Below are 15,374 nucleotides of genomic sequence, written 5' to 3'. Positions count from 1 at the left end.
GCTCACCGCTCTTGTCAACGCCCTCGGCATGCCTGCCCTCAACGCACGTTGATACTGCCCTCTTCGTCGTCGATCCATGCCTCGGATTCGGATCCTTGTGACGACGCGTCCTGAGAATTGCGCGCTGCGTGCGGTTCGTCAAGGCCCCTCAGTCCAAACGAGACTGGCCGGAGACACGACGAAGATCACCATACCCCTCGCCGTCGCGAGTGCAAGGCAACCCAGGTCGCTCCTCCCGGTACGCCGAAGAGCGACCACCCGGATGGATGATCGCTCTTCGGTGCGTTCGCGTTACAGCCCTGCGGGGCACTTTTCAGGGTGCCACGGGGCCGCGCTCGGCGCGCGTTCGAGTCCTGGGGACCCGAGAGGTCTTACTTGACCTCGACGGAGGCGCCGGCGCCCTTGAGGGCCTCGGCGGCCTTGTCGGCGGCTTCCTTGTTGACCTTCTCGAGGACCGGCTTCGGGGTGCCGTCGACGAGGTCCTTGGCCTCCTTCAGACCCAGGGAGGTCAGCTCACGCACGACCTTGATGACCTGGATCTTCTTGTCGCCGGCGCCGGTGAGGATGACGTCGAACTCGTCCTTCTCCTCCTCGGCCTCGGCGGCGGCGCCACCAGCGGCACCACCGGCGACGACGACCGGCGCGGCAGCGGCGGCGGTGACGTCGAACTTCTCCTCGAAGGCCTTCACGAACTCGGAGAGCTCGATGAGGGTCATCTCCTCGAACTGGGCAAGCAGCTCGTCCTGGGTGAGCTTCGCCATGATGGCGGTCCTTCCACTCAAATCGGCAGGTGCCGGATGTACTGGATAAGGCGGGCGTACGTCGGCCCGCTGCGACCCACGCCTGTGGTGCGGGTCAGAAAGCGAGCCGAATTACTCGGCACCGCCCTGCTCGGCCTGCTTGGCGCGCAGCGCGTCCACGGTGCGGACGAGCTTCGACGGCAGCGCCTGGAAGACGGAGGCAGCCTGGGACTGCTTCGCCTTGAAGGCACCGGCCAGCTTGCTGAGCAGAACCTCGCGGGACTCGAGGTCCGCAAGCTTCTTGATCTCGTCGGCGGACAGCGCCTTGCCGTCAAGGACACCGCCCTTGATGACGAGATTCGGGTTTTCCTTGGCGAAGTCACGCAGACCCTTCGCCGACTCCACCGGGTCACCGGTGACGAAGGCGACGGCCGTCGGACCAGCGAAGAGCTGGTCGTCCAGCGTGATCCCGGCCTCGTTGGCCGCAATCTTGGTCAGCGTGTTCTTCACCACGGCGTACTGGGCGTTCTCACCGAGCGACCGGCGCAGCGTCTTGAGCTGCGCCACGGTGAGACCGCGGTACTCGGTCAGCACGGCGGCGTTGGAGCTGCGGAACTTGTCCGTCAGCTCCGCAACCGCGGCAGCCTTGTCGGGCCTCGCCATAGAGCCTCGGCCTCCTTCCGGGTGATTCGGACCGCGCGGACCCGAAGGAGGACTGGGGAAAACGAAACGCCCCGGCGCAGGCGCACGGGGCGGACTCGACCGGCCGCACACGCGCTCGGCGCGCGCACTCCGGGAGTTCTTCCACTGACACCTGCGCGGGTCGCCCACTTTTCAGCGGATCCTTCGGCCACCGCGCCCTCGTTCGAGCGCACGGCAACGACCAGCGGTCTTTGGCTTCTGCAAGAGAGTACGGGACCGGGGCGCCGTCGAGCAAATCGCCCCGTAACCGCCCCCGCCGAGCCCCATCCGAGACCCCTCAGCGGGCCGACGGCGGCACGAGGCCTCAGACGGCGGGATGAGGCTTCAGCGGCGACCGCCGCACGAGGTCCAGCGGTCGTGTCCGGGCCGGCCACGGCAGGCGCCTCAGGTTGGTTCTGGGGGCCCCGGAGTCCGGGGACGGTGTTCTCGCCGGACGCGGCCGGCCGCCCTACAGCCGGCCGTGCCGACCCGGGGCCGTACAGCCGGCCGTGCCGGACCGAGGAGTGGGTGCCGGTGCTTCAGGAGGGGGTGCCGGTGGCGGAACCGCTCGACGTGTTTCCCGTCCCGTGGGTCCGGAGGGACTTCATCAGGTCCTTGAAGTCCTTGGTGTCACTGGCCGACGGCGCCTCGGCGGAGACCGGCACGCCGTAGTCGCTGTAGGAGGCGGTGCTGATCAGGGTGCCCTTGCCGGTGTCCGCCTTCTCGGTCTTCTTCACCAGCAGGTTCTGGTCGTTGATCCAGATGTCGATGGCGTCGGTGGTGATGCCCGCCTGGTCGAGCTGCTTCTTCAGCGCCGACAGCTGGTCCGCGCTGAGGTTGCTGCTCCTGCCGGCGAGGGCGGCGACGTTCACCGTGCCCGCGTAGTGCCTGGTGTGGACGCCGGAGACCGTCTCCTCGCCGACCTTCTTCACGTCACCGGAGGCCAGCAGCATCTTCACGGCCTGGTTCGGCGACGAGGTCTGGGCCTGGTCCTTCAGGTACGAGCCGGACGCGCCGGCGAACTTGGCGAGGTCGTCGTACGCGTACCTGATCCAGTGCTTGCCGCCCGTCCGCCGGGCGAACTCCTCGCTCATCTTCACGTAGTAGGCGTCCGGCAGATAGCGGGCCTGCATCGAGGACGTACCCGCCTTGCGCATCATCTGGGCCATCTGCCCGCCGGTGTACGTCAGGTTGAGGTTGCCCTTGATGCCGTGGCCCCAGGCGAGGGCGCCGTCCCCGGTCGCCGACAGCAGGTTGCCCAGGGACATGGTGGAGTGCACCTTGGCCGAGTCCGCCTTGTCGGTGGACTGCTCGGCGGTGCGCAGAACGGCCGCGATGGGGCTGAGGTGGATCGCGCCGCCGTCGGCCGCCCTGCCGCCCTTCCCGGCGTCCGCGGAGCCGCAGGCGGCCACCCCGGTCAGCGCGGCCGCCACCGCCACGGAAAGGGTCGCCCGGCGCGCCGTCGTGCTCTTCATCTTGTCCTACCCCCATGCAAGTCGAGTGCCTGCACCGTAGCCCAGGCCACTGACAGTCGTCCCAGAGCCCCCGCACAGCAGGCACGTACGAAGAAAGGACGGGCCCCGCACCTGGAAGGTTGCAGGGCCCGTCCTTGCTCACGCGTACCTGACGCGGCTACCGGGCTGAGCGGAGGGCTCAGACGGCGGCCGGGTCCTCCTCGACGAGGAGGTTGCGGGTGCGGTTCGGGTCGACCGGGATGCCGGGGCCCATCGTGGTGGTGATGGCGGCCTTCTTGAGGTAGCGGCCCTTGGCGGCGGACGGCTTCAGACGGAGGATCTCCTCCAGCGCGGCGCCGTAGTTCTCCACCAGCTTGGCGTCGTCGAAGGACGCCTTGCCGATGATGAAGTGCAGGTTCGAGTGCTTGTCGACGCGGAACTCGATCTTGCCGCCCTTGATGTCGGTGACGGCCTTGGCGACGTCGGGGGTGACGGTGCCGGTCTTCGGGTTCGGCATCAGACCACGCGGGCCGAGGACGCGGCCGAGGCGGCCGACCTTGCCCATGAGGTCCGGGGTGGCGACGACGGCGTCGAAGTCCAGGCGGCCCTTCGAGACCTCGTCGATCAGCTCGTCGGCACCGACGATGTCGGCGCCCGCGGCACGCGCGGCCTCGGCACGGTCGCCGGTCGCGAAGACCAGGACCCGGGCGGTCTTACCGGTGCCGTGCGGAAGGTTCACGGTGCCACGGACCATCTGGTCGGCCTTGCGCGGGTCGACACCCAGACGGAAGGCGACCTCGACGGTGGCGTCGAACTTGGTCGTGGAGGTCTCCTTGGCGAGACGGACGGCCTCGAGCGGGGCGTACAGCTTCTCCCGGTCGACCTTGGCGTCCGCAGCGCGGAGAGCCTTGCTGCGCTTGCTCACAACTTGCTCCTGTGTGTTCTGAAAGGAGTCGTGGTCCCTGGGCCGAGCAGGCCCTGCCACGTGCGACCGGCTACGGCCGCATGACTGCTACGAGGTTTGAGGTCAGCCCTCGACCGTGATGCCCATGGAACGGGCGGTGCCGGCGATGATCTTCGACGCGGCGTCCAGGTCGTTGGCGTTGAGGTCGGGCATCTTGGTCTGGGCGATCTCGCGGACCTGCGCCTCAGTGATCTTGGCGACCTTGGTCTTGTGCGGCTCGCCGGAGCCCTTCTCGACGCCAGCGGCCTTGAGGATCATCTTCGCGGCCGGCGGAGTCTTGGTCACGAAGGTGAAGGAGCGGTCCTCGTAGACCGTGATCTCCACCGGGATGACCCAACCACGCTGCGACTCGGTCGCCGCGTTGTAGGCCTTGCAGAACTCCATGATGTTGACGCCGTGCTGACCGAGCGCGGGGCCGACCGGCGGGGCCGGGTTCGCCGCACCGGCGTTGATCTGGAGCTTGATGAGCCCCGTGACCTTCTTCTTCTTGGGAGGCATAGCTCTCCGGGTCCTTTCATTCGGGTCCATGCCCGCGCGAGGATCGCGACCCTGACACAGGCATACCGCACAACGATAACGGGTATAGATGCGCGGCTAAAAACCGAGCAGGTCAGGCACGCTCCGGAAAGCCTGCCTGACCTGCTCGTGGGCTTGATCGCCGAAGGCGTCAGTTCTTCTGGATCTGGTCGAAGGACAGCTCGACCGGCGTCTCGCGGCCGAAGATCTCCACCAGGCCCTTGACCTTCTTCGAGTCGGGGTTGATCTCGTTGATGGTCGCCTGCAGCGTGGCGAACGGGCCGTCGGTGACGGTGACCGAGTCGCCGACCTCGAAGTCCAGCACCTGGACCTCGACCTTGCGCTGCGGAGCCGGCTTGCCCTCGGCCTCGGCGGCCTCGCGGGCGGCCTTCTCCTCGGCCTCCGGGGCGAGCATCTTGACGATCTCGTCCAGGGTCAGCGGGTACGGGTCGTAGGCGTTGCCGACGAAGCCGGTGACGCCCGGGGTGTTGCGGACGACGCCCCAGGACTCGTTGGTCAGGTCCATGCGGACCAGGACATAACCCGGCAGCTTGTTCTGCTTGATCGTCTTGCGGTCGCCGTTCTTGATCTGGACGACCTCTTCCTGCGGCACCTCGGCCTGGAAGATGTAGTCCTCGACGTTCAGCGAGACGGCGCGCTGCTCCAGGTTGGTCTTCACGCGGTTCTCGTAGCCGGCGTAGGTGTGGATGACGTACCACTCGCCGGGCAGGGTGCGCAGTTCGTCGCGCAGGGCCTGGACGGGGTCGACGGGCGCGGCCGGCTCCTCCTCGGCAGCCTCGGCGGCGGCCTCCTCGCCGGCTTCCTCGTCCTCTTCGGCCTCGTCGTCCTCGACGTTCAGGGCGGCCTCTTCGGCCGGCTCCCCCGCCTCGGCCTCGGCAGCCTCGAACTCGTCCTGCTCGTCCGCGCCCTCGACGATGTCGAGCTCGTCGTCCACCATCTCGGCAGCGGTCGCGCGCGACTCGATGGCGTCGTCGTTCAGGTTCGGGTCAGACACGGTGGCTGCTTCTTCCTGGATACATAGGGGTGGAACATGCGAAAACGGGCGCCGGTACCACGGCGCCCTTCGCTCTTGGCTCAGCCGAAGACGTACTTGGCCGCGTGGTTGAGCCCATAGTCAATCACGGTCACCAGCGCGATCATGATGGCGACAAAGAAGATCACCACGGTGGTGTACGACGTCAGCTGGTTGCGCGTCGGCCAGACGACCTTGCGGAGCTCCGCGATGATCTGGCGGTAGAAGGTGGCCAGGCGCTTCAGCGGGCCCTTCTTGGCGCGCTTGCCGCCCTTGCGGCCCTTCTTCTTGGACTCCGGCAGCTCGTCCTGGGCGTCAGGCGTGTCGATGGAGCCCACGGCGTCCGTCATTCGTCCTCACCTGGTCCCGGGTCGTGGCCGTGCCGCGCCCGGTTTCTGAGCCGCACGGCGGTGCATTGCTGCTGTACGTACATGCGCACACATCCTGGCGGTGTGTGTAGCAGGGCCGGAGGGACTTGAACCCCCAACCGCCGGTTTTGGAGACCGGTGCTCTACCAATTGAGCTACGACCCTTTGTGTGTCCCCCAACGTACCGCATCCGGCCGGGTGCGCGGTGTGCACCGGTTGCGGCGGCGGCTGCTGAAGGCCAACGAGGTGAGAGTGTACGTGGTCCACGGCCCGGCGTCGAACAGAAAGCGCCCGTCCGGAGCCACTTGACCAGAGATCGTCCTGGCCGGGGACCGGATTCGGACCCGTGTTCACGCCTCGACCCCTTGTTGTTCAGTCTGTGAAACCCGCATGCCGGGGGGATTTCCGGTCTGGAACGATGGGCTCCATGAGCGCTGCAACCCCACCCACCGAGCGCCGGGTCTCCGCCCGAGTCGGCGCGATCTCCGAGTCCGCCACCCTCGCCGTGGACGCCAAGGCCAAGGCCCTGAAGGCCGCCGGGCGTCCGGTGATCGGCTTCGGCGCCGGTGAGCCCGACTTCCCGACCCCGGACTACATCGTCGAGGCGGCCGTCGAGGCCTGCAAGAACCCCAAGTACCACCGCTACACCCCGGCCGGCGGCCTGCCCGAGCTGAAGGCCGCGATCGCCGCGAAGACGCTGCGCGACTCCGGCTGGGAGCCCGACGTCTCGCAGATCCTCGTCACCAACGGCGGCAAGCAGGCCATCTACGAGGCCTTCGCCGCGATCCTCGACCCGGGCGACGAGGTCATCGTCCCGGCGCCGTACTGGACGACGTACCCGGAGTCGATCCGCCTCGCGGGCGGTGTCCCGGTGGAGGTCGTGGCCGACGAGACCACCGGCTACCGGGTCAGCGTGGAGCAGCTGGAGGCGGCGCGCACCGAGAAGACGAAGGTCGTGCTCTTCGTCTCCCCGTCCAACCCGACCGGCGCGGTGTACTCCGAGGCCGAGACCGAGGCGATCGGCCGCTGGGCCGCGGAGCACGGCCTGTGGGTGCTCACCGACGAGATCTACGAGCACCTGGTGTACGGCGACGCCACCGCCGTGTCCCTGCCGGCGCTGCTGCCCGAGCTGCGCGACAAGTGCATCGTGGTCAACGGCGTGGCGAAGACGTACGCCATGACCGGCTGGCGCGTGGGCTGGGTCATCGGCCCGAAGGACGTCGTCAAGGCCGCGACGAACCTCCAGTCGCACGCCACCTCGAACGTCTCCAACGTGGCCCAGGTGGCCGCCCTCGCCGCCGTCTCCGGCGGCCTGGACGCCGTGGCGGCGATGCGCGAGGCCTTCGACCGCCGCCGCAAGACGGTCGTGCGGATGCTCAACGAGATCGACGGCGTGGTCTGCCCGGAGCCCGAGGGCGCCTTCTACGCCTACCCGTCGGTCAAGGCCCTGCTCGGCAAGGAGATCCGCGGCAAGCGCCCGCAGGACACCGTGGAGCTGGCCGCGCTGATCCTTGAGGAGGCCGAGGTCGCGGTCGTCCCGGGCGAGGCCTTCGGCACGCCGGGCTATCTGCGGCTGTCGTACGCGCTCGGGGACGAGGACCTCGTCGAGGGCGTGAGCCGGATGCAGAAGCTGCTGGCGGAGGCCAGGGACTGAGTGGTCCGTTTTCGGACAGGGGCGCTTCCGGGCTTCGGAGGTGCCCCTGTTCCTTTGTGCGAGCAAGACCACGTACGGGGAAACGGCTACCGGTGTGACGGGTGCGTACGGCAGGATCCTGGGATGGAGCGTGTACGTGACCTCTCTGAGCTGCCGAAGGCCCATCTGCACCTGCACTTCACCGGTTCGATGCGGCCGGGAACCGTCCTGGAACTGGCCGACAAACACGGCGTACGTCTGCCCGAGACCCTGACGGAAGCGCTGACCAGCGGCGAACCGCCGAAGCTGCGGGCCACCGACGAGCGCGGCTGGTTCCGCTTCCAGCGGCTGTACGACGCGGCGCGCTCCTGCCTGCGTGAGCCGGAGGACATCCAGCGCCTGGTCCGGGAGGCCGCCGAGGAGGACCTGAAGGACGGCTCGGGCTGGCTGGAGATCCAGGTGGACCCGACGTCGTACGCGCCCCGGCTGGGCGGCCTGATCCCGGCGCTGGAGATCATCCTGGACGCGGTGGACACGGCGTCCCGGGAGACCGGGCTCGGCATGCGGGTCCTGGTGGCCGCGAACCGGATGAAGCACCCGCTGGACGCCCGTACGCTGGCCCGCCTCGCGGTGCGGTACGCGGACCGGGGCGTGGTCGGTTTCGGGCTCTCCAACGACGAGCGGCGGGGCATGGCGCGGGACTTCGACCGGGCCTTCCACATCGCGCGTGAGGGCGGTCTGCTGTCGGCGCCGCACGGCGGCGAGCTGGCCGGCCCCGCCTCGGTGCGCGACTGCCTGGACGACCTGCACGCCTCGCGGATCGGGCACGGCGTGCGCGCGGCGGAGGACCCACGGCTGCTGAAGCGGCTCGCCGACCGGGGCGTGACCTGCGAGGTGTGCCCGGCGTCGAACGTGGCGCTCGGTGTCTACGAGAAGCCCGAGCACGTGCCGCTGCGGACGCTCTTCGAGGCCGGTGTCCCGCTGGCCCTCGGCGCCGACGACCCGCTGCTGTTCGGCTCCCGGCTGGCCGCCCAGTACGAGATCGCCCGCCACGCGCACGGCTTCTCGGACGCCGAAGTCGCGGAACTGGCGCGCCAGTCGGTGCGGGGCTCGGCCGCCCCCGAGGACGTCAAGGCGCGGCTGCTGGCCGGCGTCGACGACTGGCTGACCCGCCCGGCCGCCTGAAGCCGGCGCACACCCCGGCGGCGGCTCCCGTCGGCGTTCGGCCTGCTCTCAGCGTGATGCTCAGGCGGAGGCCGGCGCGTCGGAGACCCCGCGCAGCAGCGTCTTCGCGAGCCGTGCGGCGAAGTCGTCGACCGGCGGCCGCTGCCCCGTCTCCGTCGCGTCGTAGGCGAACGCGCGTTGCGCACAGGCGCCCAGCAGCAGCGAGGCGGCCGCGAAGGTGTCGGCGTCGGCGCGGACGCGGCCGGCGGCCTGTTCGGCGCGGAGGTAGGCGTCCAGGTCCTCGATGGGCTTGTGCGGGCCGGAGCCGAGCTTGCGCAGCGCGTCGTCGTGGCGCTCCTTGAGCTGGGTCTCGGCGTACAGGGAGGCGGCGATCGGGAAGCTCTGCTCGTAGAAGAGGGTGGCCTGACGGGCGATCTCGGTGAGGTTGTCTTCCAGGGTGCCCTGTCCCGGTTCGGCGGCGAGGCTGTCCAGCAGTGGGGTGAGCCGGGGTAGCCGCTCGGCGAGCACCCGGACGAACAGCTCCTCCTTGCTGTCGAAGTACTTGTAGAGGGCCGCTTCGGAGCAGCCGGCCGCGCGGGCGATCTGCTTGGTGGTGGCACGGGCGAGTCCGACGGTGAGCATGAGCTCGTGGGCGGCGTCGAGGATGCGGACACGCGCCGGCTTCGGCTGCATGGGGGTCCAATCGGGCTTGACGACCAGGTGAGTACTTGCTCACTCTAGAACGAGCAGGGGTGAGTGAATGCTCACCCACCCATCCCGAGTACGGGGACACTCATGAACCTCACCGTTTTCGGCGCCACCGGCGGCATCGGCCGGGAGATCGTGCGCCAGGCGCTCGGCTCGGGCCACCGGGTGACCGCGGTGGTCCGCGATCCGGCCCGGCTGGACGTCAGAGGGGACGCGCTGGAGGTGGTCCGCGCCGACCTGACCGACCCCGAGGAGCTGCGGGCCGCCGTCAGCGGCCGTGACGCGGTCCTCTCCGGCCTGGGCGCGCGCAGCCGCAAGGACGCCGGGGTCGCCGCCCGGCTGACCCGTACGGTGCTGCGCGCCATGGCGGCGGAGGACGTACGACGGCTGCTCGTGGTCAGCGCCGGCCCCGTCGGCCCGGCCCCCGCGGACGACGGCCCGTTCGACCGCGCCGCGCGCGGCCTGGTGTCGGCGATCCTCAAGGACATCTACGCCGACCTGCGCGAGATGGAGGCCGAACTGGCCCGAAGCGGCACCGACTGGACGTCCGTACGACCGCCGCGCCTGCAGGACAAGCCGCTCACCGGCCGGTACCGCACCGCCGTCGGCGGCTTCCCGCCCAAGGGCCGCTTCATCGCACGCGCGGACGTCGCGCACGCGATGCTGGCGATGATCGACGACCGGGGAACGGTGAGGCAGGGGGTGGGGGTGGCGTACTGAGCGCCTGCGCGCCCCAGCCTGTCCTACAGGCTGACGCCGACGGTCACCGGTTCGTTGACGAGCGTGACCCCGAAGGCCGCGCGGACGCCCGCCACCACCTCACGGGCCAGCGCCAGCAGGTCCTCGGTGGTCGCCTCGCCCCGGTTGGTGAGGGCGAGGGTGTGCTTGGTGGAGATACGGGCCGGGCCGTTGCCGTAGCCCTTGGTGAAGCCCGCCTTGTCGATCAGCCAGGCCGCGGAGGTCTTCGTACGGCCCTCCCCCGCCGGGTAGGCGGGCGGCTCGGCACCGTCCCCGAGCCGCTCGCGCACGCGCGCGTGGAACGCGGCGAACTGCTCGTCGGTGAGGATCGGGTTGGTGAAGAAGGACCCCGCGGACCAGGTGTCGTGGTCCTCGGGGTCGAGGACCATGCCTTTCCCGGCACGCAGCTTCAGCACGGTCGCGCGGGCGTCGGCCAGCGGCACCCGGTCGCCGGGCCCGACGCCGAGCGCGCGCGCCGCCTCGGCGTACTTCACGGGCGCGGACAGCCCGGCCGCGTCCTCCAGCTCGAAGCGGACACGCAGCACCACATAGCGCTCGGGGTCGGCCTTGAAGCGGCTGTGCCGGTACGAGAAGGCGCACTCCTCGTTCGTCAGCGTGACGGTCTCGCCGGCGCGCCGGTCGTAGGCGATGACCTCGGTGATGGTGGAGGAGACCTCCTGACCGTAGGCGCCCACGTTCTGGATCGGCGTGGCGCCCGCGGACCCCGGGATGCCGGCCAGGCACTCGATACCGGCGAGTCCGGCCTCGACCGTGCGGGCGACGGCGTCCGTCCACACCTCGCCGGCCGCCAGCTCCAGGGTCGTACCGCGCAGTTCGACACCCCGCGTGGCGATGCGCAGGGCGGTGCCGTCGAAGCCCTTGTCGCCGATGACCAGGTTCGATCCGCCGCCGATGACCAGCAACGGCGTCCCGCTGTCGTCGGCCTCGCGGACGGCGGCGATCACGTCGGCGTCGGTCACCGCGGTGACCAGCCGCGTCGCGGGACCGCCCAGCCGGAAGGTGGTCAACGGGGCAAGAGGGGCGTCGTGGAGTACCTGCACGGGCCCAAGACTACGAGACCGCTCCGCCCGGCCGGACGGGCATGGTCGGCCGAAGGGCCCGCCAGCGAACGGTAAGGGGCGCCCTGCCAGGGAGGGCGCCCCTTACGGCACTGCTGTCGGGCGGAGCCGTCAGGCCAGGCGTACGACCGCCCGGGACATGCCCAGCACCTTCTGGCCGCCACTGGTCGCCGTCAGGTCCACGCGCACGGTGTTGTCGTCCAGCTTGGCCGCGACCTTGCCGCTGACCTCGATCAGAGCGCCGTGGTCGTCGTTTGGCACGACGACGGGCTTGGTGAAGCGGACGCCGTACTCCACGACCGCGCCGGGGTCCCCGGTCCAGTCCGTGACCACGCGGATCGCCTCGGCCATGGTGAACATGCCGTGCGCGATGACGTCCGGCAGGCCGACCTCCCTGGCGAACTTCTCGTTCCAGTGGATCGGGTTGAAGTCCCCGGAGGCGCCCGCGTAGCGCACGAGCGTGGCACGGGTCACGGAGAAGGTCTGCGCCGGCAGCTCGGTGCCGACCTCGACGTCCGCGTACGTGATCTTCGCCGTCATCAGGTCCTCACGCCTCCCCGGCCGCGCGGGCCACGAGCTTGGTCCAGGCGGTCACGACGTGCTCGCCCGCCTCGTCGTGCACCTCGCCGCGGATGTCCAGGATGTCGTTGCCCGCGAGGGACTTGATCCCCTCGATGGTGGAGGTCACCGTGAGCCGGTCGCCGGCGCGGACCGGGCGGCGGTAGGCGAACTTCTGGTCACCGTGCACCACACGGCTGTAGTCGAGCCCGAGCTGCGGGTCCTCGACGACCTGTCCGGCGGCCCGGAAGGTGATGGAGAACACGAAGGTCGGCGGGGCGATCACATCGGGGTGTCCGTACGCCTTCGCGGCCTCGGGGTCCGTGTACACCGGGTTGGTCTCGCCCACCGCCTCGGCGAACTCGCGGATCTTCTCCCGGCCCACCTCGTAGGGCGCGGTGGGCGGGTAGGTCCGTCCTACGAAGGACTGGTCGAGCGCCATGGCCCGGCACCTCCTGATGATTGCTGTGGTGGCCCCAAAACTAGCCGGAAACGACGCGAGGCCGTCCCCCCGGAAGGGGACGGCCTCGTGTACGAGCCTGTTTATCGCGTTTCGCGGTGCGCGGTGTGCGCGTTGCAACGCGGGCAGTGCTTCTTCATCTCAAGACGGTCCGGGTTGTTACGCCGGTTCTTCTTGGTGATGTAGTTCCGCTCCTTGCACTCCACGCAGGCCAGCGTGATCTTCGGGCGGACGTCGGTGGCAGCCACGTGAGTGCTCCTAAGACGAACGGGTGGACTGATTCAACGCAAGAAAGAGTAGCCGATCGAAGGACCGACCCCGCAATCGGCTACTATCTGTAGCGGTGACCGGACTTGAACCGGTGACACAGCGATTATGAGCCGCTTGCTCTACCGACTGAGCTACACCGCTGCGATGCGATCGGGCCCCGCCTTTCGACGGGAACCTCTCACACCAGAGCCCCAAAACGGAATCGAACCGTTGACCTTCTCCTTACCATGGAGACGCTCTGCCGACTGAGCTATTGGGGCGAGCGATGAAGACATTACACGGTCCGCCGCCGTTCACCCAAATCCGTATCCGGCCGCCCCTGACCACCCCCGTCCCCGCCCTCGCAGCGGCCTCATGGGTCGCAGGGGCAGGCCTTCCGGACGGGCCCTCCGGGGGAAGCGCGGGGCACGCGTGCGTGGGCTTCGCCGGAGCGACGGGCCGGGGCCACGCGGACGGGCGGCACGTGCACCGCCAAGGGCGGACCACGCCGGTACGACTATTGCGCTCCTGCGCGCCCTGCGCGGCTCGCCACCCTAGGCTCGACTCACTCTGCGTGATCTTGGGGTGCGCGAGCCCCGAAGCCTCACGTGGCCCGCCCCAGCCCCCGGCCCCGATCCTGGAGCGCGATGCCCGACAGCCAGCCGCAGCCGCACCCACCGTCGAACTCCTCGGGATCCTCCGGCCAGTCCGACACGGCCGCCCTGCTGCTGTGCGGGGCGCGGCTCACCGACGGCCGCACCGTGGACGTACGGCTGGGCGGCGGACGCATCGAGGCGGTGGGCACGGCCGGCAGTCTGGCGCCCGGTCCGGCCCGGACGGGCGCCACGCGCGTGGACCTGAACGGATATCTGCTCCTCCCGGCCCCGGCCGAACCGCACGCGCACAGCGACACCGCCCTGTCCGCCGAGCGCCCCGGACCGGTGTCGTACGCCCCCGAGGACGTCCAGCGCCGGGCCACGGAGGCGGCTCTGCTGCAGCTCGGGCACGGGGCGACGGCGGCACGCGCGCACGTACGCGTGGGCGACGTCCAGGGGCTCGGCGCACTGGGCGCCGTCCTGCAGGCGCGGCGCTCGCTGCACGGGCTCGCTGAGCTGACGGCGGTGGCGGTGCCACGGCTGCTGACCGGGGTCGCCGGGGCCGACGGGCTGGCGATGCTGCGCGACGCGGTCAAGATGGGCGCCTCCGTGGTGGGCGGCTGTCCGGACCTGGACCCCGATCCCACGGGCTATGTGGAGGCGGTCCTGGAGGTGGCCTCCGAGCACGGCTGTCCGGTGGACCTGCACACGGACGCCTCCGACCCGGCGCGCCTGTCCCGGCTCGCGGCCATGGCGGGAGGCCTGCGCCCCGGCGTGACGATCGGGCCGTGCACCGGGCTCGCGCGCCTGCCCGCCGAGGCCGCATCACGCTCCGCCGACCAACTCGCCGCGGCCGGCGTGACGGTCGTGTGCCTGCCCCAGGGCGGCTGCTGCGGCACCGACCGGCGGGGCGTCGCTCCGGTACGGCTGCTGCGCGCGGCCGGGGTGCGGGTGGCAGCCGGCAGCGGTGCCCTGCGCGACCTCTCCAACCCCGTGGGCCGCGGTGACCCCTTGGAGGCGGCCTACCTCCTCGCCTCCGCCCACGGTCTGCGCCCACAGGACGCCTACGACGCCGTGAGCGCCTCGGCGCGCGCGGTGCTGGGGCTGCCGGAGGTCCGCGTGGAGGCCGGTTTCCCCGCCGAGCTCCTGGCCGTGCGCGGCGACCGTCTGGCGGGCGCCCTGTCCCTGGCCTACAGCCGGATCGTGGTGCACCGGGGCCGGGTGGTGGCGCGCACGAGCGCGGTGCGCGAGTACTGCAACTCGGTGGCCGCGGCGGAGCTCGGGCTGCCGCGGCAGGGGCGGGGCGAACTGTCCTGAAGACCGGGCGGGGGCGCGCGGGTCGGGAGCGCGCCCAGGGGGCGCCGACTCCCTGGCGCGGGCGCGCGGTTCGGCGTGCGCGCGGGGCGCATGCTGGAGCGCGTGAGCCCGGCGCGCTGCGGCCGCGCCGGTTGACTCGTGCGGCAGATGCGCCCCTTCCGGCGTACGGTCGGAATCATGCGCATTGTCATCGCTGGTGGTCATGGTCAGATTGCGCTGCGGTTGGAGCGCCTGCTCTCCGCGCGCGGGGACGAGGTCGCGGGGATAATCCGCAAGGCCGAGCAGGGCGACGATCTGCGGGCGGCCGGTGCCGAACCGGTCCTGCTCGACCTGGAGTCCGCCTCGGTCGAGGAGGTCGCGGCGCATCTGCAGGGCGCCGACGCGGCGGTCTTCGCGGCGGGCGCGGGCCCGGGCAGCGGCACGGAACGCAAGCAGACGGTGGACAGGGGCGCGGCGGTGCTGTTCGCGGACGCGGCCGTCCGCGTGGGCGTGCGCCGCTTCCTGGTGGTGTCCTCGATGGGGGCGGACCCCGCGCACCAGGGCGACGACGTCTTCGACGCGTACCTGCGCGCCAAGGGCGAGGCGGACGCGTACGTCACCCGCCAGGAGGCCCTGGACTGGACGATCCTGCGCCCCGGCTCACTGACGGACGACGCCGGCACCGGTCTGGTCCGGCTGGAGGCGCACACCGGCCGCGGCGCGATCCCGCGGGACGACGTGGCGGCCGTCCTCGCGGAGTTGGTGGACACCCCGGCGACAACCGGCCTGACGCTGGAGCTGATCAGCGGATCGACACCGGTGTCGGTGGCGGTGAAGTCGGTGGCGGGGAACTGAGCCCGGCCACGGGCCGTTGAACGATTACCGCACGCCACCACTCAGAACAGAGGCAGCTGCCCGGGGAAGTCCGGTACGGCGTACCCGTCCAACGTCGGCTGAAGCGCCCCCGGTTGCGCCTGCCGCCGCGATCCGGCGCAGGAGACCAGTTCGCCGCTCTGCCGTGCCCCGGGCGGGTCGTGCCGCGCGAAGCGGCCGGCGACGACGGCGATCTCGCGGCGGCACACGGGACAGGTTCTGCGGAGGGAGGACATGCCGTCAGTGTGCCCACAGGAACGCGGA

The 15,374-nt window shown here is 70.6% G+C and carries 18 protein-coding genes and 3 tRNA genes; 5 read left to right on the top strand and 16 right to left on the bottom strand.

Annotated features, from left to right (window positions below):
• Nucleotides 1-371 precede the first annotated feature (371 nt).
• The 8 genes from rplL to ABT171_RS22350 all read right to left on the bottom strand — a co-directional run bounded on the left by rplL (nucleotide 372) and on the right by ABT171_RS22350 (nucleotide 5,921).
• Nucleotides 372-761, bottom strand: a complete 390-nt coding sequence (gene rplL, locus ABT171_RS22385; protein ID WP_351246405.1) for a 50S ribosomal protein L7/L12 — start codon at nucleotides 759-761, stop codon at nucleotides 372-374.
• A gap of 111 nt (nucleotides 762-872) precedes the next feature.
• Nucleotides 873-1,403: a 50S ribosomal protein L10 gene (gene rplJ / locus ABT171_RS22380; RefSeq protein ID WP_167991102.1), complete on the bottom strand. Its 531-nt coding sequence runs from the start codon at nucleotides 1,401-1,403 to the stop codon at nucleotides 873-875.
• Nucleotides 1,404-1,960: 557 nt separating this feature from the next.
• A complete protein-coding gene (locus ABT171_RS22375; protein WP_351246403.1) occupies nucleotides 1,961-2,896 on the bottom strand; it encodes an SCO4651 family lipoprotein in 936 nt (311 codons plus the stop codon).
• Nucleotides 2,897-3,074: 178 nt separating this feature from the next.
• Nucleotides 3,075-3,800, bottom strand: a complete 726-nt coding sequence (gene rplA, locus ABT171_RS22370; protein WP_055706206.1) for a 50S ribosomal protein L1 — start codon at nucleotides 3,798-3,800, stop codon at nucleotides 3,075-3,077.
• Nucleotides 3,801-3,902: 102 nt separating this feature from the next.
• A complete protein-coding gene (rplK, locus tag ABT171_RS22365; RefSeq protein WP_031167035.1) occupies nucleotides 3,903-4,337 on the bottom strand; it encodes a 50S ribosomal protein L11 in 435 nt (144 codons plus the stop codon).
• Nucleotides 4,338-4,506: 169 nt separating this feature from the next.
• Nucleotides 4,507-5,370 carry a transcription termination/antitermination protein NusG gene (nusG, locus tag ABT171_RS22360; protein ID WP_351246400.1) on the bottom strand — a complete coding sequence of 288 codons (864 nt, stop codon included), beginning with the start codon at nucleotides 5,368-5,370 and terminating at the stop codon, nucleotides 4,507-4,509.
• Between the two features lie 80 nt (nucleotides 5,371-5,450).
• Complete coding sequence (gene secE / locus ABT171_RS22355; RefSeq protein WP_351246398.1) at nucleotides 5,451-5,738, bottom strand: preprotein translocase subunit SecE; 288 nt, start codon at nucleotides 5,736-5,738, stop codon at nucleotides 5,451-5,453.
• A 110-nt stretch (nucleotides 5,739-5,848) separates the two neighbouring features.
• A tRNA-Trp gene (locus ABT171_RS22350) sits at nucleotides 5,849-5,921 on the bottom strand.
• 262 nt (nucleotides 5,922-6,183) lie between these two features.
• Between ABT171_RS22350 and ABT171_RS22345 the strand changes: the two genes are divergently transcribed.
• Together ABT171_RS22345 and ABT171_RS22340 are read left to right on the top strand one after the other, a co-directional pair.
• The gene (locus tag ABT171_RS22345; RefSeq protein ID WP_351246396.1) at nucleotides 6,184-7,410 is read left to right on the top strand and encodes a pyridoxal phosphate-dependent aminotransferase; all 1,227 of its coding nucleotides are present in this window, start codon (nucleotides 6,184-6,186) and stop codon (nucleotides 7,408-7,410) included.
• Nucleotides 7,411-7,533: 123 nt separating this feature from the next.
• The gene (locus ABT171_RS22340; RefSeq protein WP_351246394.1) at nucleotides 7,534-8,574 is read left to right on the top strand and encodes an adenosine deaminase; all 1,041 of its coding nucleotides are present in this window, start codon (nucleotides 7,534-7,536) and stop codon (nucleotides 8,572-8,574) included.
• Between the two features lie 60 nt (nucleotides 8,575-8,634).
• Here ABT171_RS22340 and ABT171_RS22335 read toward each other — a convergent pair whose 3' ends face one another.
• The gene (locus ABT171_RS22335) at nucleotides 8,635-9,246 is read right to left on the bottom strand and encodes a TetR/AcrR family transcriptional regulator (protein ID WP_351246392.1); all 612 of its coding nucleotides are present in this window, start codon (nucleotides 9,244-9,246) and stop codon (nucleotides 8,635-8,637) included.
• A gap of 102 nt (nucleotides 9,247-9,348) precedes the next feature.
• Here ABT171_RS22335 and ABT171_RS22330 point away from each other — a divergent pair, with 102 nt between their 5' ends.
• A complete protein-coding gene (locus ABT171_RS22330; RefSeq protein ID WP_351246390.1) occupies nucleotides 9,349-9,981 on the top strand; it encodes an NAD(P)-dependent oxidoreductase in 633 nt (210 codons plus the stop codon).
• Nucleotides 9,982-10,004: 23 nt separating this feature from the next.
• Here the strand turns inward: ABT171_RS22330 and ABT171_RS22325 are convergent, their stop codons facing one another.
• The 6 genes from ABT171_RS22325 to ABT171_RS22300 all read right to left on the bottom strand — a co-directional run bounded on the left by ABT171_RS22325 (nucleotide 10,005) and on the right by ABT171_RS22300 (nucleotide 12,626).
• On the bottom strand, nucleotides 10,005-11,150 hold the full coding sequence (locus ABT171_RS22325; RefSeq protein ID WP_351246476.1) for a UDP-N-acetylmuramate dehydrogenase: 1,146 nt from the start codon (nucleotides 11,148-11,150) through the stop codon (nucleotides 10,005-10,007).
• A 39-nt stretch (nucleotides 11,151-11,189) separates the two neighbouring features.
• On the bottom strand, nucleotides 11,190-11,618 hold the full coding sequence (locus tag ABT171_RS22320) for a MaoC family dehydratase (protein ID WP_351246388.1): 429 nt from the start codon (nucleotides 11,616-11,618) through the stop codon (nucleotides 11,190-11,192).
• Nucleotides 11,619-11,625: 7 nt separating this feature from the next.
• Nucleotides 11,626-12,078: an FAS1-like dehydratase domain-containing protein gene (locus ABT171_RS22315; RefSeq protein WP_351246386.1), complete on the bottom strand. Its 453-nt coding sequence runs from the start codon at nucleotides 12,076-12,078 to the stop codon at nucleotides 11,626-11,628.
• A 101-nt stretch (nucleotides 12,079-12,179) separates the two neighbouring features.
• The gene (gene rpmG, locus ABT171_RS22310) at nucleotides 12,180-12,344 is read right to left on the bottom strand and encodes a 50S ribosomal protein L33 (protein WP_003948671.1); all 165 of its coding nucleotides are present in this window, start codon (nucleotides 12,342-12,344) and stop codon (nucleotides 12,180-12,182) included.
• A 90-nt stretch (nucleotides 12,345-12,434) separates the two neighbouring features.
• Nucleotides 12,435-12,507: transfer RNA gene (locus tag ABT171_RS22305), tRNA-Met, on the bottom strand.
• Between the two features lie 46 nt (nucleotides 12,508-12,553).
• A tRNA-Thr gene (locus tag ABT171_RS22300) sits at nucleotides 12,554-12,626 on the bottom strand.
• A gap of 366 nt (nucleotides 12,627-12,992) precedes the next feature.
• Between ABT171_RS22300 and ABT171_RS22295 the strand changes: the two genes are divergently transcribed.
• Nucleotides 12,993-14,258, top strand: coding sequence for an amidohydrolase family protein (locus tag ABT171_RS22295; RefSeq protein WP_351246384.1), 1,266 nt, complete (start codon nucleotides 12,993-12,995; stop codon nucleotides 14,256-14,258).
• 177 nt (nucleotides 14,259-14,435) lie between these two features.
• Entirely contained in the window at nucleotides 14,436-15,092 is a 657-nt protein-coding gene (locus ABT171_RS22290) for an SDR family oxidoreductase (protein WP_351246382.1), read from the top strand.
• Nucleotides 15,093-15,133: 41 nt separating this feature from the next.
• On the opposite strand, the gene ABT171_RS22285 is transcribed toward ABT171_RS22290, so the two are convergent.
• Nucleotides 15,134-15,346 carry a hypothetical protein gene (locus ABT171_RS22285; protein ID WP_351246380.1) on the bottom strand — a complete coding sequence of 71 codons (213 nt, stop codon included), beginning with the start codon at nucleotides 15,344-15,346 and terminating at the stop codon, nucleotides 15,134-15,136.
• Nucleotides 15,347-15,374: the final 28 nt, after the last annotated feature.

It is taken from the genome of Streptomyces sp. NPDC001851 (genome assembly GCF_040297165.1).
Classification (GTDB): Bacteria; Actinomycetota; Actinomycetes; order Streptomycetales; family Streptomycetaceae; genus Streptomyces.
This window is presented reverse-complemented; position numbering and strand designations above follow the sequence as displayed.

Coding starts and splice junctions, on each gene's coding strand:
- ABT171_RS22315 (WP_351246386.1), bottom strand. CDS start 12,078: ATGGCGCTCGACCAGTCCTTCGTAGGACGGACCTACCCGCCCACCGCG.
- ABT171_RS22335 (WP_351246392.1), bottom strand. CDS start 9,246: ATGCAGCCGAAGCCGGCGCGTGTCCGCATCCTCGACGCCGCCCACGAG.
- ABT171_RS22295 (WP_351246384.1), top strand. CDS start 12,993: ATGCCCGACAGCCAGCCGCAGCCGCACCCACCGTCGAACTCCTCGGGA.
- rplL (WP_351246405.1), bottom strand. CDS start 761: ATGGCGAAGCTCACCCAGGACGAGCTGCTTGCCCAGTTCGAGGAGATG.
- ABT171_RS22320 (WP_351246388.1), bottom strand. CDS start 11,618: ATGACGGCGAAGATCACGTACGCGGACGTCGAGGTCGGCACCGAGCTG.
- ABT171_RS22375 (WP_351246403.1), bottom strand. CDS start 2,896: ATGAAGAGCACGACGGCGCGCCGGGCGACCCTTTCCGTGGCGGTGGCG.
- rplK (WP_031167035.1), bottom strand. CDS start 4,337: ATGCCTCCCAAGAAGAAGAAGGTCACGGGGCTCATCAAGCTCCAGATC.
- secE (WP_351246398.1), bottom strand. CDS start 5,738: ATGACGGACGCCGTGGGCTCCATCGACACGCCTGACGCCCAGGACGAG.
- ABT171_RS22340 (WP_351246394.1), top strand. CDS start 7,534: ATGGAGCGTGTACGTGACCTCTCTGAGCTGCCGAAGGCCCATCTGCAC.
- ABT171_RS22285 (WP_351246380.1), bottom strand. CDS start 15,346: ATGTCCTCCCTCCGCAGAACCTGTCCCGTGTGCCGCCGCGAGATCGCC.
- ABT171_RS22345 (WP_351246396.1), top strand. CDS start 6,184: ATGAGCGCTGCAACCCCACCCACCGAGCGCCGGGTCTCCGCCCGAGTC.
- ABT171_RS22330 (WP_351246390.1), top strand. CDS start 9,349: ATGAACCTCACCGTTTTCGGCGCCACCGGCGGCATCGGCCGGGAGATC.
- rplJ (WP_167991102.1), bottom strand. CDS start 1,403: ATGGCGAGGCCCGACAAGGCTGCCGCGGTTGCGGAGCTGACGGACAAG.
- ABT171_RS22290 (WP_351246382.1), top strand. CDS start 14,436: ATGCGCATTGTCATCGCTGGTGGTCATGGTCAGATTGCGCTGCGGTTG.